Genomic DNA, 19,663 nt, shown 5'->3' on the forward strand with positions numbered 1-19,663 from the left:
ATATTCCCTTACACCTAACGCAGAGGTAACGGGCGCGTTGGTGAAGGTGATGGTTGTGTGACAATTTGCGAAGCAAATGCACAAACAGCACCGGAGCCAAGGCGTCCCGTTGACCGTATTGTTATGAATTACCGTACTCGCCAATTATCTCGATCTTACCCACAATATTATCATTGAGTTCTTCAAGTTTCTCTGCGGGAACCCACCACTCTGTGTGCCTCTTAGCACCCACGGTTTTTATTGGGAAACGATCCATAAATTCTTTTTTCACCTCGAATTTAGATACGTAGCCCTTCCCAAAATCGGTAATGTTCCACTGAGTCAGCTCGATGGCGTATTCCTCACTGGTAACTGGGTAGAAAATTGGTTGTTCTGGTAATCTAGGTGGCCACCGCGTAAAACCGCTTTCCTCTACCAAATCCAATTCTTTTTGCCCGAGCGGGCGATAGCACGTTACTGTAGTCATTTAGTACTCGTTAAAAATTCATAACGCTGATGGTAACCGGCGCCGTAGCGCAGCGAAGGGAACCAAAAGCGGCACGCTTTTGGCGTCCGGTTGACCGTATGGTTAGAAGGTCTCATCTTCATACTCTGGATCTTCGAACGATAAAAAGCTACCAGACTGTGCGTCTTCGTATGTAGCTGTTGTGCCGTCATAGCAGTAGTTTCCGTACTCATGATGAGTATGGACGATGACGCGCTCATCAGTGTCTCTTGGGATTAACGGCCCCTTCGCTAGACTTAACAGCACAATCCCTCTTTCTTGATTCTCAAGGATACCAATCGGCTTGTTGCCGCTGCGTATTTCCTCTAGAGCTATGTCACGTAGCAACTCGGGGAGCCTCTCCCATAGCTCTTGCGCCGGGGCTTCAACGAACCCTGCGCCTGTCCATGTTGGCTGATTATATTGCCGGGTAGAACCGAGGTTATGCGTTTCCATCTCTGCCTTCTAACGCCAATATTCAGCGGCGGCCTTTTTGTAGCGAAGCGGAGAAAAGGCCGTCCGGTGGAGGCCCAACAGGGCCGGAACGAACTGGAATGACTGGTTATGCTCCGTACCCTCCCGGCGCAGGAGGTGGTGGCACCAAGGGATTAACATCTAAGTCATTGAAAAACATTTCTTTCATAGCCGCACAAATGCCATCAAAGTCAGGGAACATGGTCATTGCGTTAATCCCCATGAGATTCAATTCATTCATTACTAGTCTTCTTTCCGATACCGGAAGAAGCGCCTTATAAAGAAATGTTTTCTGGGCCGCATTTCCTTGCTGGAGCAAATACTGCTCCATATCTGAAACGTTGGTTACTGTGGTGACCGCCATCTGCCTATGCATTCTGGGATTCCCTTTTGCAAAAGGACGAAACGCACTCACAAAGTTGACCTCTGCTCGGAGGTTCATCGGTTGCTGAAAAGTTGCCGCCCACTGTTGAAAGTCAAACATATAAACGGTGACGGACTGAGTTTGAGGCGCCTTAGGGTCTACGTTTTTATATGCGAAGAAAGCAGCAATGTATGGCGAAAGAGTCCAGTCTAGAAGCGGCGTTGGGAAGCCGTGGTGCTGAAGCCGGGCCAACAAATTACCGAATTGGGCCTCGTCAAAAAGGTTCAGGTCTTCATTTTGATGTGCTGAAACATGGTAGCTTACTTCTGGGAGAATATGGTCCAAGTAATGCTGAAGAGGAACGTAGGTCCTCTCTGCTTGCCGGTGAAAAGTAGTTTGTAGCTTCCAGGTTGGATTCAGCTGGCCTCGATAATAAAAATGATTACCGCTAGCAATGGTTTGAGAAACCCACTCTTTGTATCCTGACCAACTATTTATCAAAGTGCTTCCCCTGTTCTACTGGGCATAACGCTTGCAGCATGCGCGCCCATGAAATGGAGCCAAAGGCGCAATGTAATGGGCGTCGCCGTGCCTGCACTGGTTAGGACTTTGTCCCATTTAAGTCCTCAATCTTATCGTGTAGCTCTTCGATTCTTGCTGGCAGCACGAAAAAGTATTCGATCAATTCCTCTGCCAAATCCAGCATCAATTGAGAGACCTCCTGTGTGGGCTCGGCTTCCAAATCGAAATGTGCACCCAGGTTCCCTCCCTTGCGGATAGCATCTGCAATCTTCAGTATCGGTTCCGAAAGATCCTTTGTTTCGGGAAGCTTTGCTACTTGCTTGGCTAGCGGAAGCGACTGGTATTCCGGTGGGAGTAAGGATTTGGTTACACCCTCCAGAAGCCTGCGTGTTAGTACAGCTGTCGCTCCCCACTCTTGGGTATTGAATACATTTACCGCTGAGACATAAGCTCGCTTGAGTGGGTCATCCAAGCCCTCACCATCAACAATTTCGGGGAGAGCTTCTCTTCCTGGTGGTTTAGCATGTATGTAAAGCTGCTCGCCACTGCCAAGGGTTCCCGCTTCCCCTTTATGATTTAGCAAGAAGAACATGGCAGGTGTTTGGCAGGCCGGGCATCGAACTACCGCTATTCTTGTGTTCTGAGGCGCAGGACTCCATTTGGCTGTCGCGAATGAGACTAGACGCCCGCACTCTGGACACTGAGAGTCGATTGACGACGGCAGAAAAACGGAAGCTTCCTTTTTCCACCTCGGGATTTGATCATTCGACAGCCGATACATAGATAGTCCTAACGCGGAGCGAAGCGGCGGCTGAAAGCCGTCCGTCTTACGCGGTTTGTTATGTGCTGGAGTTCAGAACTCATCTCGGAGTCGATCCCTACGCTGCGCAATGAACTCTTCGTAGCTAATGTCTTGAGCTTGATGCAGCGTCTTCTCAAAAATACAGCACAAATTCCAAAGAGCCCTTTGCTCAGCCTGATCTGCAATAGAGAGCCGATCTGTATCACTAAACCTGCGGACAAACTCGAAAAGCACCCAAGCTTCGTCCTCTGTGAGCTTAATCTCGATTTCGTCGCTCATGGATACTCCTACACATAACGCCGGCGTAACGGGCCGATTTGTGGAGCGGCAGCGGAACAAAGCGTCCGGTTGACCGTCTGGTTAGCACCTATACTCGTGGCTAGATAGCTATTCATGCTCGAACTCAATTCCTTCCCCCGAGGGGCTGTCTTGCCGCATGACGACCTCTCGGTCAGGGTGCTCTTTTGCATAGTCTCGCAGACACTCAACGAAACGATCATTTAGCTCGGGCAGAAAATTTTTTAAGGCGGCCAACCCCTCAACCACCAGCTTTCTGGGCATAGCGGATTGATCTTCATCTGAGATGCAATCCCAGAATGCGTCCAAGTTGTAGCCATAGTATTCAGGGAAGTCGAGCTTCTTAGATACATACTCATGGAATGTTTCTTCGTCCATGATTCCAGACATGTCGATGAGCAACTCGTCGTTCATAGTTTCCTGAGTGCTAACGCCAAAAGCAGCGGCGCGCGTTAGCGCGTCCAGCCCGCAGGGCGATGCTGCCTTTTCTTGTTAGGTGTGGACTCTTAAAGTAGGCCATATAATTTAATACCGAGTTTTACTATGCCATATAAGATGGTACCTAAACCCACTAGCAGAAGGGCAGCCGCAGAAAAATTAAACCACTGTGGATAAAGCCTTTGGAATTGAACTTGAATCAGCTTCGCTGGCCCATCTTCAGATCTAACATTTAGTAATACTGGGGGTTTTATATGGCTTAGATACTGGATATTAATAAATTCCTTGGGGCCCAAGCTAGAAATTTTGGTGATATGACTCCCATCGGGTGCATGTTCTTCTTCAAAGCCCATAGCCTGAGAAAACTGAAAATGGTCTGGGCGCTCTTTGTGAATGATCTCTATATTTTGGGCTGCTTTACGTCCAAAATTCTGTATTGTCAGAGAGTCCGTTCGAATACTTACTTTTGGATCTGTCACATCAAAAAGAAAAGTGCCGGGAAGGAAATACTTAAGATTAGGTCTTGCTTGAAATCGCTGAAGCAATAGCCCAACACTTAAGCTAACCAATCCGGTAACAATGTATTTTAATATTGGATCCATCTAGATTCCTCGTGAACACCTAACGCCAATGTTCAGCGGCCGGTTTGGAGTGCAACGGAAAACCGGTCCGGTGGAGGCCCGCCAGGGCCGGAACGTACTGCAACTACTTGTTAGAGCTTGCCAATTGCCCCGCATGAACAACCTGCAATATCCATAGCCCGAAAAGTACGCCGATTCCTAACGTTACAGTAGCAACCTGCACTGGCCATACCTCACCAGACCTTATATATGTTGCCACCAAACCACACATTCCGCTCGCCATCATGACCATCCCTGCAAGATGAAAGAAATGCTCAGGATGAGAAAAGTCCAACGGGTTCGAGTCCAAGGTTGGCTTCTCGAAGTTGAGTTTGCGCCTGAGAATAGCTTTCAAAACGAATAGACCAACGAGTATCAAAGCAGGGAAAAACACCAACCCCGAGATAACAGGCGCCCAACCAATCTGGGGGCCAACCTCTGCGTAGGAGGTGTCGTATACAGTGCTGATTCCCGCTATAGCGATCAGCGAGACTTTTGCTATAGGCCAGATCTTCATTTGTAGCTCTAACAGCTTATTGGTTTGAATTCTTATTAAACCGCAACGCCACCACCCCGTCCAAAACTGAGTCACGGCCCGGATAATCTCGACTTTTCAAACCCTTACCATCCGGCTCCCAAGCGCTTTTCCTGTCTTGCTTCTGTGAAAAGTTTGCAAGCAAGTTATTGTTGCACGTTTCTGCAAGTGAAATCCAAAAGGCCAAAAATTTCCGTCTCTAAATCAATGGGCTACTAGGGTGCTCTGTGAAAAGTGTGCGGCCTTATGCAAATCAAACCGCAGAATTTTTGGCATTCCCGAGGCTTTTTCATTATAACTGTATACATATACAGCACTCAGCCACGGAGGGGCGACTGTGTCAAAATCACCGTTTCTGCAATCGGTTCGCACAGAAATCAGGACGAAGCAGTACAGCTATCGAACAGAGAAAACCTATCTCTACTGGGTCCGCCAGTTCATTCTGTTCAATGACAAGAAGCACCCTGAGGTGATGGGTAATCGCGAAATTGAGCGTTTCCTGAATCATCTCGCCGTAAATCGAGGGGTCAGCCCCGCCACCCAAAACCAGGCGCTCTGCGCCATTATTTTCCTTTACAAGAATGTGCTGAAAAGGGAGATCGAAAACCTGCACTACAAGATGTCGAAGACTCCTCGGCGCATACTTTTCGCCACGCTTTTGCCACCGAGCTACTGAGATCGGGAAGTGATATCCGAACGGTCCAGGAAATCCTCGGCCACAGCGATATTCGGACGACTGAAATCTACACCCACATTATTGGCGATCGAAGAGCTGGAACAGTTAGTCCATTTGATCGTTTGCCGGGTTCTTGAGAAATGACCAAGCGCCCAACCAAGGCAGAAAGAGCCGGGGATCTCTGAGGCCATCCGAATGTTCGCTTTTGTTTAAAAAGCGGCTTAATCGTTAATGACAGAAATTCCGGGTCGACTTGGCGGGCACAAAGCATCGAATGGCTTTTATAGTGCTCGCCCAAAACGGACAAACTAAGGCTTAAAAACCAAAAGCCCCCGGACGCGTCCTCACACGCCGGGGGCCCATTCTTACTTGAAAGCCGGTTACGAACTCAGGGCTTCATGACCAGGTAGATTGCCCGACCCTGCCTTACGATCCGGACCGAGACCGCCCGGTTTTCCGGCAAGTCGCGGACCACCGACCGGAAGTCCTCCACCGAGCGAATCTGCTGGCGGTTGATCTCGGTAATGATGTCCCTGGCACGAATACCAGCCTCAAACGCCGGGCCACGATCTACGCCAGCGACTACAACACCGCCTTCCACGCCGATGGAGCGAGCAGTCTCGGGAGCCAGTGGCTCAACGGACAACCCAAGCGGTGCGCCCGTGCTATTGTCGCGGCTACCGGTTGAGGGCTGGGCAGCGTCATCGCCGTCTTCCGGCAACTTGCCAATTTCCACGTCGAGGGTGATTTCATCACCACCTCGCAACACGGTCAGGCGCGCCGATTCACCCACCGGTGTACGGCCAACCATGGGCGGCAGGTCAGAGGACAACTGAACATCCTCGCCATTGTATTCCAGCACAATATCACCGGCCTCAAGGCCACCCTTTTCCGCCGGTGAATCCGGCATCACTTCGGCAATCAACGCGCCGCGGGGACGGCGCAGCCCGAAACTCTCGGCCAGATCCCGATTCACTTCCTGAATAAGCACGCCCAACCAACCCCGGGCGACGGTACCTTTGTCACGGAGCTGGCGGAATACGTTCATGGCATCGTCAATCGGAATGGCGAACGACACCCCCATGAAGCCGCCGGAGCGGGTGTAAATCTGGGAGTTTATGCCCACCACTTCACCTTCCAGGTTGAACAGCGGGCCACCGGAGTTACCGGGGTTAATGGCAACGTCGGTCTGGATAAACGGCACGTAGTTTTCGGATGGCAGCGAGCGGCCCAGAGCACTGACAATGCCCGCCGTCACCGTGTAGTCAAACCCGAATGGCGAGCCGATCGCGAAAACCCATTCGCCGACTTTCAGATCCCCGGAACGTCCAACGCTGACCACCGGCAGGTCTTCACCATTCTCGATTTTGAGAACCGCCATATCCGAGCGGGGATCGGTACCCACGATAGTGGCGGAAAACTCGCGGCGGTCATTCAGGCGCACAATCACTTCATCGGCACCCTCAACCACGTGATTGTTGGTCAGTACGTAACCATCCGCTGACACAATAAAGCCGGAGCCCATGCTCCTGCGCGGCTGCTGCGGCCGAGGGGAACCACCAAAAGGAGACTGCGGGCCGCGGAAGAAATCCTGAAGGAAAGGCGGCAGCTGCTCCAGTTGCCTTTCATCAAAAGGGAGTCCATGGAAGCCAGAGCTTTGGCTGCCCGGATCGGTTGTAGTGCTGATATTCACCACCGCACTGGAGTTATCTTCCACCAGCTCAGTGAAATCCGGCAGGCCTCTGGCTGCGACGCCCTGGCTCCAGAATACCGACGCCATGGCAGCCAGCATCAGCAGAACGCCCAGTATGGCTCCGGGCCTGGCCAGGGAAGACATACGGGCAGCTTCTATATTTTTTTCTGGCATGTAGAACCCCCTGATTTTACTTGCGTTTATAGAGCTATTCTGGGGCTGGGACGTGAATTTTCAACTTAAAAAACGGTAGGGATCATGGACATGTCGAGGATGGAATTGTCTTTACCCTCAACAACCGCGGCTGGTAGCGATCACCGGCCCCGGCCTGCCAACGCTGCACCAGCCAGAATCCGACGCCCAGGCCTGCCACCGCTCCGGCTATGGCGCCCAGGTCTGACCCCGCGGCCCAGTTATGCGCCATCACACTGGCAAGCACCATCAGCACCAACGGCAAACCGTAAATAATCAGCGAGGCATTCAGCAGCGACTGTTCATCCAGCCCGATGACCACTTCATCGCCCACCCGGGCGCCCACGGAATTATCTACCAGTACCTGATTCGCCCGGCCACCGGATACCGCAGCCAGGGCTCGCTGCCCGCAGCCCGAGCGGGCCGAGCAACTTTGACAGGCACTGGTTCTTATCGTCTGCACCCAGACCTGATCACCCACCAGGGCCACGACTTTACCGGTTTCCGTGATCATGACCCGGACAGCTCAGCTACGAAATCGTCATCCACTTCCACGGCATCTGCCACCTTTCGTGCAGTGCCCGGCGGAATTTCACCAACCACCGCTATCAGGAAGGGGCGATCAGAGACCATGACTTCGCGCATGTAGATGGTGGTTGCCCCGATACGGGAAGCGCCTGTCGGCATTTTCAGCCGCCCGACAGGCTCAACAAATACGGAAAACGCAGCCAGGCCATCGGAGAACGCCACGGCCTTGCCACTGCCCGAACGTGGTGCAGCCGCCGGCACAAAGCCCTCCGGCTGCCAGGACAAAGTCCAGCCATTCATCCGGCCAACAGATGACTCCTGTTTCCGGCCATCGTCCAGGGTACGGCTAATCTCACGACCACGGGTCTGAACCTCGAGTTCCTCGTCGGAAATATCGTCAGTGATCTCAAGATCGGTGAACTGAAAATGCTCCAGTACCTCACCGTTTACATCCCGCACCTGGCTCTTGACCAGTAGTCCCGTCTCTTTTTCCAGCCAGAGGCGGTGGCTGTAGCGATCATCATCCCGGGCCCCGAGCGCCACGATCACCACATCGTAGCCGGCGACCCGGTCTTCACCCGCCAGTTCAGGCAGATACCAGCGGCCAAACGGCATCAATTGACTGGTAAACGCTTCTGCGAACGGGCCCGAAGGTATCACCTCGTCCAGCCGGACCCTGCCCCTGTCAGGCAATACACAGACCACGTTCATGCCTTTACGGACGATTTCACCACTGCCGCCGTCCTGCATCACCAGGCGTTCCTCAACACGCCCGTTCCGGTAACGGTGGGCAATGCGCATGGAATGTACCTGATCGCCCCGGGCATAAACAAAGACCCCGCGGTACGAAGTCATGTTGAGTGCAGGGCCAAGCCGCTCCAGCCAGGCCATGGCCGCCGGGGCTTCACCGCTTTTCTTTGTCTCGCTGGCCAACTCGGCCCTCACCGGATTGATCAACAGGCACAGCAGAGCCACAAGAGCGGCAACCGCTCCGAATACCGACCTGCTGGATACCCGGTTATTCATAAACCCATGCTCCCGGTTCAATAGTTACCACTGGCGCTGACCAGGCGGGCGTAACCCACCGAGCCACGACCTGCACCCACGCTGTTGTGCTGGGCATGCTCAAGCAGGTACTGACGCATCTGGCGCAACTGGTCTTCGTCCAGCCGCTGTAGTGCCACTTCCTCAACCGCCGCCGACAGCGTTACCGCGGAGGTTGAAGGCTCAGTACTGCCGCCGGCCAGTGCCTGAACAGGTACTCCGGTGCGGGTATCCCAGCCGGCTCCAGCACCGAAGCCCACAATCAACGCCATGAACACCATGGCGGCCACCGGCCAGCGCCAGACCGACACCCTGGGCACCTCCACCGGCGACCGGGCCTGTTCTGAGCGAGCATGGCCATCGAGCGCTTCCCTCACCGCGCCGGCAACATCAATACCATCGGCAGGACCGTGCTGCTCGTGCATCAGATCACGTATCTGCTGCCATCGCTGCCACTGGCCGCGCACGTCCTCCTGGTTGCCATGTGACAACAACCGACGAACCGATAGCTCATCGGCCTCGTCATCCATCATCGAAGACAGTGTTTCTCTGAGACGCTCATCCATAGGATGCAACCTCATTCACGTTACTGACTGATCAAGGAGCGGGCCAAGGTGGCGATCCACCGAGTCCCGCGCCCGGAAAATTCTTGAGCGCACGGTACCTATGGGGCACTCCAGTATCCGGGCAATATCTTCATAACTCAGGCCATCGTATTCCCTGAGCAGGAACGCCGACCGCAGTTCCTCCGGCAGGCTGGCAATGGCTTCCGCAAGAGCTTTCTGCAACTGTTCCCTCTGCAGCAACCGCTCCGGCGAGGCCGGGTCACGCAGTCGGCCGCCATCATCAAAGTTTTCCGCATCGGTGACATCCGCCGATCCCTGGGGCCGCCTGCCGCGGGCCTCAAGGAAATTCTTGGCGGTGTTTACGGCAATCCGGTACAACCAGGTGTAAAACGCGCTGTCGCCGCGAAAGCGATCAATCGCGCGGAAGGCTTTGACAAAGGTTTCCTGAGTCAGATCCATGACTTCTTGGCTGTCGTAGACATAGCGGCTGATAATAGACGCGACCCTGGACTGGTATTTCACCACCAGCAGATCGAAGGCCGCACGATCTCCGTTCCGGACCTTGCGAACCAACTGCAGATCCGTCTGGCTGTCGGACTGCTCACCGGGTTTCCAGTCATTGTCAGGCGTCATGGACGAAGCAACAGAAAGTCCTGTTTTGGGAGCCAGTGGTCTGGCCTCGATACGAGTGGCTTGTGTCATTGGGCTGTTCCAGCGTTCGTTCACTAACCCTTGATGCAGACCGCACCCGGCTGACAGGGTTATCCGTTAGCCCAAATAGACAGCAAGCGTAAAGTTTAGTTCAATACACGTCCACATTATGGCCCGCGACCACGACTCAATGCCACAGTCCTACGAATACGATGTTCTGATCATCGGCAGCGGCGCTGCCGGCCTTACCGTTGCGCTGAATCTTCCGGAGCACTTGCGGGTTTGCGTCATCAGCAAAGCCGATATCAGCTCTGGCGCCACCCTCTGGGCCCAGGGAGGCATCGCTGCGGTTCTGGACGATACCGATTCCGTGGAGAATCACATACAGGACACCCTCAACGCGGGCGGCGGTCTGTGCCACGAAGACGCGGTCCGCTTTACCGTGGAACACAGCAAGGAAAGCATCAAGTGGCTGATCGACTCCGGCGTGAAGTTCACCCGGCAGGATGACGGAGAGGACTACCACCTGACCCGAGAAGGTGGCCATAGCCATCGCCGGATTATCCACGCCGCCGATGCCACCGGCCACGCGGTTTCCACCACCCTGGCGAGCCAGGCCCAGGCCAGGCCGAATATTGACCTGAAAGCCGGCCGGGTGGCTGTGGATCTGATTACCAACCGCAAGCTTGCACTTCCCGGCAACCGTTGCGTCGGCGCCTACATCCTGAATCTCGAAGACAATCATGTGGAACTGTTTCGAGCCAGGTTCACCGTCATCGCCACCGGCGGCGCCTCCAAGGCGTATCGCTACACGACCAATCCGGACGGCGCTTCCGGAGATGGAATTGCCATGGCCTGGCGAGCCGGTTGCCGTGTTGCCAACATGGAGTTCAATCAGTTCCACCCCACCTGCCTGTACCACCCGCACGCCAAGTCCTTCCTGATTACCGAGGCGGTTCGGGGCGAAGGTGGCGTGCTCCGGCTGCCGGACGGCAGTCGGTTCATGGACCGGTTTGATGAACGGGCGGAACTCGCGCCCCGGGACATTGTTGCCAGGGCCATTGACCATGAGATGAAGCGCCTGGGCGCAGACCACCTGTTCCTGGATATCAGCCATAAGCCGGCCGACTTCATCAAACAGCACTTCCCGACCATTTACGAAAAGTGCCTGAGCTTCGGGATCGACATTACCCGCGAACCGATTCCCGTGGTGCCTGCTGCCCATTATACCTGCGGCGGAATTGTCAGTGATGAACGGGCGCGTACCGACATCAACCAACTCTATGTCGTTGGCGAAGCCGCCTTCACCGGCCTGCACGGCGCCAACCGCATGGCCAGCAACTCGTTGCTGGAATGTCTGGTCTATGGCCGGGCCGCGGCTCAGGACATCACCCGCAGGGAGGCTGACATTCCACCACCACCGTCAGCCCCGGACTGGGACGAAAGCCAGGTGCGGGACTCCGACGAAGACGTCATCATCTCCCATAACTGGGACGAACTTCGGCACTTTATGTGGGACTATGTCGGCATCGTCCGAACCACCAAACGCCTGCAGCGGGCGAAACACCGGGTTGATTTGCTGTCCCGTGAAATCGGCGAGTTTTACAGTAACTACCGGGTCTCCAATGACCTGATCGAACTGCGCAACCTGGTCACAGTCTCCGACCTCATCATCTGCTCGGCACTGCAACGCAAGGAAAGCCGAGGCCTGCATTACACACTGGATTATCCGGGCCTGCTGAATGACGCCCAGGATACCGTGCTGGTGCCGACGACTTACCGCACCCCGTCTCCCTGAGACCGGGCCTTACTCCGTTTCCAAAGGCAGAATCCGTTATGTCCGAAACCAATACTTCTCAGGATCACACTGAATTTCATCGCCTGTGGTGGCACAGCCGCCGCGGCATGCTGGAACTGGACGTCCTGCTGCTCCCGTTCCTTGAAGAGGTATACCGGGATCTTTCAGCGGAAGACCAGGCCCGTTACCGCAAGCTGTTAAGTTGCGAGGATACGGACATGTTCGAGTGGTTCATGCAGCGCAGCAAGCCGGAGGACCCGGATCTTCGTCACATCGTTGACATGATCCTGAACCGTGTCCAACCCGATTGAACTGAACCTGTCGCCCTCCAGGGCCGCGGGTATTTGCGCCAGCCTGCCCTGGCTGGCGCTGTCTGCTGTACTACTGGCAATCAGCCTGTCCATCACCCCGCTGGCACTGGTGTTGTTACCGGTTTCCCTGCCTCTGGGCTGGCAGGAATTCCGTCGTTGTGGCCGGCTCCGTGGAGCCAATGCCATTATCAGCCTGACCACTGACGACCAGCATCTTCGATGCCAGCTGGCCAATGGCCAGGAAGTTACCGCCAGAGTTTGCGGCTGCAGCTCGCTCGGTGCATCCTTTCTGATCTTGAAAGTAGAGTCCGTTGTCACCAGATCAGACACCATGACCGCGATCCTGCTCAGTCCATCCCGGCTATGTCGTGGCAATGTTTCCGAACAGGCATTCCGTCGGCTGCGCATGTGGCTCCTTGCAGGGCCAGCAGCTATTTCACGGTGAACCCCCGATTCCATCCGGAGTTTTCGATGACTAACGCCAATACCGAAACGCCAGCCAATCCCACTTACGAGGGTTGGGCTCATCTGACCGACCGGGTTCTGGCCAGAATCAGCGGGCCGGGTACCGACAAGTTTGTCCAGGGCCAGTTCAGCCAGAGTGTGGACGAAGTCACTGCCGGACAGTCGCTCAGGGCAGCAGCCTGCACCCCGAAGGGCAGGGCCTACTGCATTACCCGACTGGTCCGGGATGGCGAAGACTTGCTGCTCAGCCTCGAGCGGGAGACCGCAGAAGACACCGTTCAGCACCTGAACAAGTACCTGATGCTGTTCCGGGGCACATCGCTTGCCGTTCTTGACGCAGGCCGGATCACCGGTCTGCTGGGGATCGAGACCGCCCGACAGGTTGCCGGCGCGGCCACAGACGAACTGACCCGCCCCGGTCAGGTGTTAAGTACCGATAACGGGTACCTGATTCGTGTCGAAGATGACAGCAACCACCTCGCTCGCTTCGAACTCTGGCAAACCGATGCCCAGCCTTCGTTGCCGCCCACCTCCGAACTTTCCATGCCGACCTGGCAGGCCTCGGAGATCAGCGCCGGCGTACCCTGGCTGACCGAGGCAACCCGGGAAGCCTATGTTCCCCAGATGCTCAACCTTCAGCATCTGCAAGGCATTCACTTCAAGAAAGGCTGTTACACCGGACAGGAAGTGATTGCGCGGATGCATTTCCTCGGCCAGTTAAAGAAAAGCCTGTTCCGGGTCGCTTTCTCCGGCACTGATGCCGCCCCGGCACCCGGTACCCGCCTGATCGCCGATGGCAGTGCCGTGGGCGAGGTGGTTAACTCAGTACTGACTGGCGAGCAGCAGGGGGAAATGCTGGCGGTGATCCGACATGACGCGGCCAGCAAGCATCTGGGCGTAGACGGTCATGAGGGCCTGCAACTTGAGGTGCGGCCGATACCCTATCCGGTCCCTGAACGAGAGAAAGCCGAACAGCCGGATACATAAGTTGACAGGAAATACCGGAAAAATTTGCTATAAATTAAAACACATACCGGTTTTATCCCCGTACGTGGGATGCCTCCAGACAAGTGGAACCTAACTGACCATGGCCAATATTGTTGAAACCATCAAGTCTGACCTGACGGCTGCCATTGAAAACGACAAGCTGGTACTTCCAACCCTGCCTGAGGTAGCGCTTCAGGTGCGGGAGATTGCCGAGTCCGAAGACTCTGCCATTGCCGATCTGGTGAAGGTCATCAGCAACGATACGGCGCTCTCGGCGCGTATCATCCGGGTGTGCAACAGCCCGCTGTTTCGCGGCAGTCGCGCCATCGAAAACCTGAACATGGCGGTCAGCCGACTGGGTATGGCTTACACCAGTAATCTGGCCATGGGGCTGGCGATGGAACAGATGTTCCAGGCCACGTCAGACATGATCGACAAGCGCCTGCGTGCCACCTGGCAGACCAGCACCGAAGTGGCGGGCGTGTGCCATGTTCTGGCGCAACATTACACCCGCCTGAAGGCGGATCAGGCAACGCTGGCTGGCCTGGTGCACCTGATCGGTATTCTGCCGATTCTGCGTTATGTGGAGGATCAGGATATCCAGATCAGCAGCATCATGCTGGACAATGTGATTGATGAGCTGCACCCGCGTATTGGCTCTATGATTCTGAAAAAATGGGATTTTCCGAAGGAACTGCAGAATGTGCCTCTGGAATACGCCAACTTCCAGCGTGAGGTGCCGGCAGCAGATTATGCCGATCTGGTGATGGTGGCCAACCTGCAGCTGGTTGCCGGGAGCGATCATCCCTGGAACGAGATGGACTGGACGAAGATTTCTGCGTTCGATCGGCTGGGACTGGATCCGAATATCGATATGAGCGAGGAAGAGGATCTGAATGCGCAGATGGAAGCAGCTATGGCGCTGCTTCAATAGGTTCCGGCTTTCTTCGGGAGTCTGCCGACCGCCTTCAGTGCGTCACTGTTTATATTTGGCAATCAACGCAGCTTTGCTTGGCAATGCCCAATCAACGGAGGGCCTGCCCTGCTCCCTCAGCCATTCGTTAGCCTTCGAGAAATGCCGGCAACCAAAGAATCCACGGTAGGCACTGAGCGGTGACGGGTGTGGGCCATCCAGAACCAGGTGGCGGTTCCGGTCAATGTGCTGGCCCTTTTTCTTGGCGTAGCTGCCCCACAACAGGAAGACCACGTTGTCGCGCTCCCGGTTGATAACTTCGATCACCTTGTCGGTAAACCTCTCCCAACCCTTGCCTTGATGGGCTCCGGCATTGCTCTGCTCGACCGTGAGGACACTGTTGAGCAGAAGCACGCCCTGCTCTGCCCACGGCTGCAGACAGCCGTGATCCGGTGGCGCGATGCCCAGGTCGGTTTCGATTTCCTTGAAGATATTGACCAGGGACGGTGGTGGCGGAACCTGAGGGCGCACAGAGAAGCACAAACCATGGGCCTGGCCGGGGCCGTGGTAGGGGTCCTGGCCAAGGATCACTACGTTTACGTTGGCCAGCGGTGTGCTGTTGAGGGCATTGAAGCAGTGGGAGCTGGGGGGATACAGAACCTTGCCGGCCTGTTCCTCGGCGGCGAGGAATTCGGCCAGTTGCCGCATGTAGGGCTGGCGGAACTCGTCCGCCAGCCACTGGTCCCAGCCGCGGCCGGGCTTCAATTGTTGAGCCAGTGCCTCGGCAGGGTGCATGGGCTTACTCGCTTTCCGGTTTCTGTTCGGCCTTGTGTTCCGGGCGCATGGCCGGGAACAGGATGACGTCGCGGATGGATGGCGAGTTGGTCAGCAGCATGGCCAGGCGGTCGATGCCGATACCTTCACCAGCGGTCGGCGGCAAACCGTATTCGAGGGCCATGACATAGTCGTCATCGTAGAACATGGCTTCGTCGTCGCCGGCATCTTTCTCAGCCACCTGGGCCTGGAAGCGTTCGGCCTGGTCTTCGGCATCGTTCAGCTCAGAGAAGCCATTGGCAATCTCGCGACCGCCCACGAAGAACTCAAAGCGCTCGGTCACAAACGGATCGCTGTCTTTGCAGCGAGCCAGAGGCGACACTTCTTTCGGGTACTCGGTGATGAACGTCGGCTGGGTGAGGCGATGCTCGGCGGTGGCTTCGAAGATTTCGATCTGCACCTTGCCCAGGCCCCAGATGTCTTTCACGTGGATACCCAGGTTCTTGGCCACTTCTCGGGCCTGTGCGTCGTCAGCCAGTTGCTCACGGGTGATGTCCGGGTTGTAGCGCAGGATGGCGTCGACCACAGTGAGGCGCTCGAACGGCTTGCCGAAATCGTATTCGATGGTCTCTTCGCTACCGTCTTTCAGTACCCGTGTGTTGATTACAGTGGTGGTACCCAGCACCTTCTGGGTGATGGTACGCAGCATGTCTTCGGTCAGGTCCATCAGGTCGTTGTAATCGGCGTAGGCCTGGTAGAACTCGACCATGGTGAACTCGGGGTTGTGCCGGGTAGACAGCCCTTCGTTGCGGAAGTTACGGTTGATTTCGAACACTCGCTCAAAGCCACCGACCACCAGGCGCTTGAGGAACAGTTCCGGAGCAATGCGCAGATACATATCGATGCCCAGAGCGTTGTGATGGGTCACGAACGGACGGGCGGTGGCGCCACCCGGAATCACCTGCAGCATGGGGGTTTCCACCTCCATGAAATCACGCTCGGCGAAGTACTGGCGCATGGCGTTGATGATCTTCGACCGGGCATGGAACACGCGGCGACTGTCCTCGTTCACCATCAGGTCCACGTACCGGTGCCGATAGCGGGCTTCGGTGTCAGTCAGCCCCTTGTGCTTCTCCGGTAGCGGGCGCAGTGACTTGGTCAGCAGTACGTATTCGTCCATGGTCACATACAGGTCGCCCTTGCCGGATTTCGACAGGGTGCCACGCACGCCCACGATGTCGCCCATATCCCAGTGCTTGGTGTCTTTCTGGACGTCCTTGGAGGCATAGATCTGGATGCGGCCGGTCATGTCCTGAACCACTTTGAACGCCTTGCGGTCGAGCATCATGCGGCCGGCAATGGCCACCTTGATGCCCAGACCTTCCAGCTCTTCCTTGGATTTATCACCGTATTTCGCCTGCAGTTCGGCGGCGGTGGCATCGCGACGGAAGTCATTCGGGAACGGATTGCCCTGCTCGCGCAGCGCAGCCAGTTTGGCGCGGCGCTCGGCAATCAGCTTGTTATCCTCATGCTGTGCGGCGTTCTGGGTCTGTTCAGTCATCTTGGCTCACTAAAGAAGTCGGAATGGTCCGGTTTGGTTTGGATGGCGCCGTCTACAGCGCCATCTTCAGACTGGCTTCAATAAACTTGTCGATGTCACCATCCAACACCGACTGGGTGTTGCTGGTTTCCACCTTGGTGCGCAGGTCTTTGATACGGCTGTCGTCCAGCACGTAGGAACGGATCTGGCTACCCCAGCCGATGTCAGACTTGGAGTCTTCGGCTTTCTGTTTCTCTTCGTTACGCTTCTGCATTTCCAGTTCAAAGAGCTTGGCCTTGAGCTGCTTCATGGCCTGGTCTTTGTTCTGGTGCTGGCTTCGGCCGGCCTGACAGGCCACCACGATGCCCGTGGGGTTGTGGGTCAGTCGCACTGCGGATTCGGTCCGGTTTACGTGCTGACCACCGGCGCCGGAAGCGCGATACACATCGACCCGCAGATCCGCCGGGTTGATCTCGATTTCGAAGCTGTCGTCCACTTCCGGTGATACAAACACGGAAGAGAAAGAGGTATGGCGACGGTTGCCGGAATCAAACGGGGATTTCCTCACCAGGCGGTGTACGCCGGTTTCTGTGCGTAGCCAGCCGTAGGCGTAGTCGCCCTGGATGTGGATGGTGGCACTCTTGATGCCGGCCACTTCACCTTCCTGCAGTTCAACGATTTCGGCCTTGAAGCCACGACGCTCGGCCCAGCGCAGGTACATGCGCAACAGCATGTTGCCCCAGTCCTGGGCTTCAGTGCCGCCGGAGCCGGCCTGGATATCCAGGTAGGCGTTGTTGGCGTCCATTTCGCCGGAGAACATGCGGCGGAATTCGAGCTTCTCGAGTTCTTTATCAAGGTTTTCGAGATCGGCTTCGATTTCCTGGACAGTGCCTTCGTCGTCCTCTTCCACCGCCATGTCGAGCAGGCTTTCTGCATCGGCCAGGCCGTTGGTGAGGTTGTCGATGGTTTTAACGATCAGTTCAAGGTCTGAGCGCTCTTTGCCCAATGCCTGGGCCCGCTCGGGATCGTCCCAGACGGTGGGTTGTTCGAGTTCGCGTTCGACTTCGGTCAGGCGTTCACTTCGCTGATCGTAGTCAAAGATACCCCCTCAGCGCTTCAGTGCGCTCGCGAAGCTCTTTGATCTTCGTCACTATGGGATTAATTTCCATGAAACCTTGTCTCGCTTTGGAAAATGGTGCGATAAAAACAGAGGGCGGATTCTACCGGAATTTGCGGGTTAAATCAGCAAGCCTAATCAGCCCAAAGGTTCCAGATAATCCACCAGAAGCTGCAAATTAGTCCGCCCCCGGAACGTATTGGCATCAGGCTTATAAACCACCCGCGCGCCACTCCGGGTAAAGTCCGGTACTTCAGGCCCGGTGTTGAACGCAATACCATCAATAATGCCCCCGCCCTCAACCGGCTGCAGCACGAGCTTCAGATGGTTCTCGCCGACAATGCGTTGGCTCACTACCCGGAATTCGCCGTCAAACACCGGCTCTGGGAAGTGCTGCCCCCAGGGGCCGGCGCGTTTGAGCAGGTAGGCGGTGTCCAGATTCAGCTCTTCCGGGGCCAGCGGGCCGTCAGTGGTGATGGCGGCTTCCAGGTCTTCCGGTTTCAACGTGTCACGCACGGCCTGGTCGAAGGCGTTGCTGAAACGTTCGAGGTCGTCCCGGGCGATGGTCATGCCGGCGGCCATGGCGTGGCCGCCGTATTTTTTCATCAAGCCCGGATTCTTCGCATCGACCACGGCCAGCGCATCCCGGATATGCAGGCCGGGGATGGATCGGGCAGAGCCTTTCAGGTGTTCGCCGTCGTCGTCGGGCGCAAAAGCAATGGTGGGGCGATGAGTCTGTTCGCGGATGCGGGCCGCCAGGATGCCGATCACGCCCTGGTGCCAGTCCTGGTCGAACAGGGCCAGCCCCCAGGGCAGGCCGTCAATATCGAGGGACATGGAGGCCAACAGGTCCTGGGCCTGGGCTTTCATGTCTTTTTCAATGGTGCGGCGTTCGCGGTTGAAGTTATCCAGTTCCCGGGCCAGGCGCAGCGCTTCGTCGCGACTGTCGGCGAGCAGACAGGCGATGCCGATACTCATGTCGTCCAGCCTGCCGGCAGCGTTCAGGCGCGGGCCAACCACAAAACCCAGATCGGTGGCGCTGATTTCGGTGTAGTCGCGGCCGGCTACTTCCAACAGAGCCAGGATGCCCGGTCTGGCTTCGCCTTTGCGGATGCGGCGGATGCCCTGCTCCACAAAGATGCGGTTGTTATGGTCCAGCGGAACCACGTCGGCCACGGTACCCAGGGCCACCAGGTCCAGCAGGCTACCCAGGTTAGGCTCCGGGTCCGGCAGCCGGTTGTTGTCTCGCAGGTGCTTACGCAGCGCCGTGAGCACGTAGAACATCACGCCCACTCCCGCCGCATTTTTGCTCAGGAACGGACAACCGGGTTGATTGGGGTTCACAATGGCATCGGCATCTGGCAGCTCTTCTCCGGCCAGATGATGGTCGGTGATAACCACTTTGATGCCCAGCTCCCGGGCAGCACGCACGCCTTCGATGGCGGAGATGCCGTTATCAACAGTCACCAGAAGATCCGGCAAATCCCCGTCTTCCTGCAACCGGTGGATGATGCCGGGTGTCAGGCCGTAGCCATCAGAGAATCGGCTGGGCACCCGGAAATCAATCGCCGCCACACCGAGCATCGACAAACCCAGCATAGCCACCGAAGTACTGGTGGCCCCATCGGCATCGAAGTCCCCCAGCACCATTACCCGCTGTTTCTGCACTATGGCCTCGGCCAGCAGTTCAACTGCGCGATCAATGCCGCGAAGCTGCATCGGCGAAGCCAGGTGTTTCAGGGTGTACTGGAGCTGGTCGTCGGATTGCACACCGCGGGCGGCGTAGAGACGGCGAAGGATGGGGGGCAGGTTTTGCCCCCACCCCGTCACATCGGACGGCTGGGGGCGACGCAGGATCTTTTTAGGAGTCAT

23 protein-coding genes and 1 pseudogene are annotated in these 19,663 nt (G+C 56.2%); 7 read left to right on the forward strand and 17 right to left on the reverse strand.

Annotated elements, in window-relative coordinates; translation table 11 throughout:
* Nucleotides 1-121: 121 nt before the first annotated feature.
* From Q674_RS30355 to Q674_RS30390, 8 genes are all read right to left on the reverse strand, one after another.
* A complete protein-coding gene (locus tag Q674_RS30355; RefSeq protein WP_031210109.1) occupies nt 122-466 on the reverse strand; it encodes a hypothetical protein in 345 nt (114 codons plus the stop codon).
* 102 nt (nt 467-568) lie between these two features.
* Nucleotides 569-940 carry a hypothetical protein gene (locus tag Q674_RS30360; RefSeq protein ID WP_023008829.1) on the reverse strand — a complete coding sequence of 124 codons (372 nt, stop codon included), beginning with the start codon at nt 938-940 and terminating at the stop codon, nt 569-571.
* A 106-nt stretch (nt 941-1,046) separates the two neighbouring features.
* A complete protein-coding gene (locus Q674_RS30365) occupies nt 1,047-1,823 on the reverse strand; it encodes an FRG domain-containing protein (RefSeq protein ID WP_023008830.1) in 777 nt (258 codons plus the stop codon).
* Between the two features lie 100 nt (nt 1,824-1,923).
* On the reverse strand, nt 1,924-2,625 hold the full coding sequence (locus tag Q674_RS30370) for a DUF4145 domain-containing protein (RefSeq protein ID WP_081698934.1): 702 nt from the start codon (nt 2,623-2,625) through the stop codon (nt 1,924-1,926).
* A 72-nt stretch (nt 2,626-2,697) separates the two neighbouring features.
* Complete coding sequence (locus Q674_RS30375; protein ID WP_023008831.1) at nt 2,698-2,925, reverse strand: hypothetical protein; 228 nt, start codon at nt 2,923-2,925, stop codon at nt 2,698-2,700.
* A gap of 108 nt (nt 2,926-3,033) precedes the next feature.
* Nucleotides 3,034-3,357, reverse strand: coding sequence for a barstar family protein (locus Q674_RS30380; protein ID WP_023008832.1), 324 nt, complete (start codon nt 3,355-3,357; stop codon nt 3,034-3,036).
* Between the two features lie 92 nt (nt 3,358-3,449).
* Nucleotides 3,450-3,983 (reverse strand): hypothetical protein, encoded by a 534-nt coding sequence (locus Q674_RS30385; protein WP_023008833.1) that lies wholly within the window; start codon nt 3,981-3,983, stop codon nt 3,450-3,452.
* Nucleotides 3,984-4,086: 103 nt separating this feature from the next.
* Entirely contained in the window at nt 4,087-4,518 is a 432-nt protein-coding gene (locus Q674_RS30390) for a hypothetical protein (protein ID WP_152526068.1), read from the reverse strand.
* Nucleotides 4,519-4,873: 355 nt separating this feature from the next.
* On the opposite strand from Q674_RS30390, the gene Q674_RS40875 reads away from it, so the two are divergent.
* Together Q674_RS40875 and Q674_RS41670 are read left to right on the forward strand one after the other, a co-directional pair.
* Nucleotides 4,874-5,212 carry a site-specific integrase gene (locus Q674_RS40875; protein WP_023008835.1) on the forward strand — a complete coding sequence of 113 codons (339 nt, stop codon included), beginning with the start codon at nt 4,874-4,876 and terminating at the stop codon, nt 5,210-5,212.
* A pseudogene (locus tag Q674_RS41670) lies at nt 5,176-5,349 on the forward strand (tyrosine-type recombinase/integrase); the annotation flags it as partial. The gene Q674_RS40875 and the pseudogene Q674_RS41670, both read left to right, overlap by 37 nt.
* Nucleotides 5,350-5,600: 251 nt before the next feature.
* On the opposite strand, the gene Q674_RS30400 reads toward Q674_RS41670, so the two are convergent.
* The 5 genes from Q674_RS30400 to rpoE all read right to left on the reverse strand — a co-directional run bounded on the left by Q674_RS30400 (nt 5,601) and on the right by rpoE (nt 9,868).
* On the reverse strand, nt 5,601-7,049 hold the full coding sequence (locus tag Q674_RS30400) for a DegQ family serine endoprotease (RefSeq protein ID WP_152526069.1): 1,449 nt from the start codon (nt 7,047-7,049) through the stop codon (nt 5,601-5,603).
* A 112-nt stretch (nt 7,050-7,161) separates the two neighbouring features.
* The gene (locus tag Q674_RS30405; RefSeq protein WP_023008837.1) at nt 7,162-7,611 is read right to left on the reverse strand and encodes a SoxR reducing system RseC family protein; all 450 of its coding nucleotides are present in this window, start codon (nt 7,609-7,611) and stop codon (nt 7,162-7,164) included.
* The gene (locus Q674_RS30410; RefSeq protein WP_023008838.1) at nt 7,608-8,651 is read right to left on the reverse strand and encodes a MucB/RseB C-terminal domain-containing protein; all 1,044 of its coding nucleotides are present in this window, start codon (nt 8,649-8,651) and stop codon (nt 7,608-7,610) included. Before Q674_RS30410 ends, Q674_RS30405 begins: the two co-directional genes overlap by 4 nt.
* Nucleotides 8,652-8,668: 17 nt before the next feature.
* Nucleotides 8,669-9,235, reverse strand: a complete 567-nt coding sequence (locus tag Q674_RS30415) for a sigma-E factor negative regulatory protein (RefSeq protein ID WP_014420752.1) — start codon at nt 9,233-9,235, stop codon at nt 8,669-8,671.
* A 15-nt stretch (nt 9,236-9,250) separates the two neighbouring features.
* Nucleotides 9,251-9,868: an RNA polymerase sigma factor RpoE gene (rpoE, locus tag Q674_RS30420; RefSeq protein WP_023008839.1), complete on the reverse strand. Its 618-nt coding sequence runs from the start codon at nt 9,866-9,868 to the stop codon at nt 9,251-9,253.
* 208 nt (nt 9,869-10,076) lie between these two features.
* On the opposite strand from rpoE, the gene nadB reads away from it, so the two are divergent.
* The 5 genes from nadB (at nt 10,077) to Q674_RS30445 (ending at nt 14,381) form a co-directional block, all read left to right on the forward strand.
* Nucleotides 10,077-11,684, forward strand: coding sequence for an L-aspartate oxidase (gene nadB / locus Q674_RS30425; RefSeq protein ID WP_183580615.1), 1,608 nt, complete (start codon nt 10,077-10,079; stop codon nt 11,682-11,684).
* A 38-nt stretch (nt 11,685-11,722) separates the two neighbouring features.
* Nucleotides 11,723-11,995: a succinate dehydrogenase assembly factor 2 gene (locus Q674_RS30430; protein WP_011785730.1), complete on the forward strand. Its 273-nt coding sequence runs from the start codon at nt 11,723-11,725 to the stop codon at nt 11,993-11,995.
* The gene (locus tag Q674_RS30435; protein WP_023008840.1) at nt 11,979-12,440 is read left to right on the forward strand and encodes a hypothetical protein; all 462 of its coding nucleotides are present in this window, start codon (nt 11,979-11,981) and stop codon (nt 12,438-12,440) included. Before Q674_RS30430 ends, Q674_RS30435 begins: the two co-directional genes overlap by 17 nt.
* Nucleotides 12,441-12,466: 26 nt before the next feature.
* Complete coding sequence (locus Q674_RS30440) at nt 12,467-13,447, forward strand: YgfZ/GcvT domain-containing protein (protein WP_023008841.1); 981 nt, start codon at nt 12,467-12,469, stop codon at nt 13,445-13,447.
* Between the two features lie 100 nt (nt 13,448-13,547).
* Nucleotides 13,548-14,381: an HDOD domain-containing protein gene (locus Q674_RS30445; protein WP_011785733.1), complete on the forward strand. Its 834-nt coding sequence runs from the start codon at nt 13,548-13,550 to the stop codon at nt 14,379-14,381.
* Nucleotides 14,382-14,423: 42 nt separating this feature from the next.
* On the opposite strand, the gene ung is transcribed toward Q674_RS30445, so the two are convergent.
* The 4 genes from ung to recJ all read right to left on the reverse strand — a co-directional run bounded on the left by ung (nt 14,424) and on the right by recJ (nt 19,663).
* Nucleotides 14,424-15,155, reverse strand: coding sequence for a uracil-DNA glycosylase (gene ung / locus Q674_RS30450; RefSeq protein WP_023008842.1), 732 nt, complete (start codon nt 15,153-15,155; stop codon nt 14,424-14,426).
* A gap of 4 nt (nt 15,156-15,159) precedes the next feature.
* Nucleotides 15,160-16,695: a lysine--tRNA ligase gene (lysS, locus tag Q674_RS30455; protein ID WP_014420746.1), complete on the reverse strand. Its 1,536-nt coding sequence runs from the start codon at nt 16,693-16,695 to the stop codon at nt 15,160-15,162.
* Between the two features lie 52 nt (nt 16,696-16,747).
* A protein-coding gene (prfB, locus tag Q674_RS30460; protein ID WP_113879872.1) for a peptide chain release factor 2 occupies nt 16,748-17,843 on the reverse strand; the annotation gives its coding sequence in 2 pieces (ribosomal slippage) (nt 16,748-17,770 and nt 17,772-17,843; 1,095 coding nt in all).
* 86 nt (nt 17,844-17,929) lie between these two features.
* Entirely contained in the window at nt 17,930-19,663 is a 1,734-nt protein-coding gene (recJ, locus tag Q674_RS30465; protein ID WP_023008843.1) for a single-stranded-DNA-specific exonuclease RecJ, read from the reverse strand.

Source organism: Marinobacter sp. EVN1 (genome assembly GCF_000475375.1).
GTDB lineage: Bacteria > Pseudomonadota > Gammaproteobacteria > Pseudomonadales > Oleiphilaceae > Marinobacter > Marinobacter nauticus.

Excerpts from the sequence above, each read along its gene's own strand:
- ung (WP_023008842.1), bottom strand. The coding sequence starts at position 15,155 with ATGCACCCTGCCGAGGCACTGGCTCAACAATTGAAGCCCGGCCGCGGC.
- lysS (WP_014420746.1), bottom strand. The coding sequence starts at position 16,695 with ATGACTGAACAGACCCAGAACGCCGCACAGCATGAGGATAACAAGCTG.
- Q674_RS30400 (WP_152526069.1), bottom strand. The coding sequence starts at position 7,049 with ATGTCTTCCCTGGCCAGGCCCGGAGCCATACTGGGCGTTCTGCTGATG.
- Q674_RS30415 (WP_014420752.1), bottom strand. The coding sequence starts at position 9,235 with ATGGATGAGCGTCTCAGAGAAACACTGTCTTCGATGATGGATGACGAG.
- Q674_RS30375 (WP_023008831.1), bottom strand. The coding sequence starts at position 2,925 with ATGAGCGACGAAATCGAGATTAAGCTCACAGAGGACGAAGCTTGGGTG.
- Q674_RS30440 (WP_023008841.1), top strand. The coding sequence starts at position 12,467 with ATGACTAACGCCAATACCGAAACGCCAGCCAATCCCACTTACGAGGGT.
- Q674_RS30410 (WP_023008838.1), bottom strand. The coding sequence starts at position 8,651 with ATGAATAACCGGGTATCCAGCAGGTCGGTATTCGGAGCGGTTGCCGCT.
- Q674_RS30430 (WP_011785730.1), top strand. The coding sequence starts at position 11,723 with ATGTCCGAAACCAATACTTCTCAGGATCACACTGAATTTCATCGCCTG.
- Q674_RS30370 (WP_081698934.1), bottom strand. The coding sequence starts at position 2,625 with ATGTATCGGCTGTCGAATGATCAAATCCCGAGGTGGAAAAAGGAAGCT.
- Q674_RS30445 (WP_011785733.1), top strand. The coding sequence starts at position 13,548 with ATGGCCAATATTGTTGAAACCATCAAGTCTGACCTGACGGCTGCCATT.
- recJ (WP_023008843.1), bottom strand. The coding sequence starts at position 19,663 with ATGACTCCTAAAAAGATCCTGCGTCGCCCCCAGCCGTCCGATGTGACG.
- Q674_RS30385 (WP_023008833.1), bottom strand. The coding sequence starts at position 3,983 with ATGGATCCAATATTAAAATACATTGTTACCGGATTGGTTAGCTTAAGT.
- Q674_RS30405 (WP_023008837.1), bottom strand. The coding sequence starts at position 7,611 with ATGATCACGGAAACCGGTAAAGTCGTGGCCCTGGTGGGTGATCAGGTC.
- nadB (WP_183580615.1), top strand. The coding sequence starts at position 10,077 with ATGCCACAGTCCTACGAATACGATGTTCTGATCATCGGCAGCGGCGCT.
- Q674_RS30380 (WP_023008832.1), bottom strand. The coding sequence starts at position 3,357 with ATGAACGACGAGTTGCTCATCGACATGTCTGGAATCATGGACGAAGAA.
- Q674_RS30390 (WP_152526068.1), bottom strand. The coding sequence starts at position 4,518 with ATGAAGATCTGGCCTATAGCAAAAGTCTCGCTGATCGCTATAGCGGGA.
- Q674_RS30355 (WP_031210109.1), bottom strand. The coding sequence starts at position 466 with ATGACTACAGTAACGTGCTATCGCCCGCTCGGGCAAAAAGAATTGGAT.
- Q674_RS30360 (WP_023008829.1), bottom strand. The coding sequence starts at position 940 with ATGGAAACGCATAACCTCGGTTCTACCCGGCAATATAATCAGCCAACA.
- rpoE (WP_023008839.1), bottom strand. The coding sequence starts at position 9,868 with ATGACGCCTGACAATGACTGGAAACCCGGTGAGCAGTCCGACAGCCAG.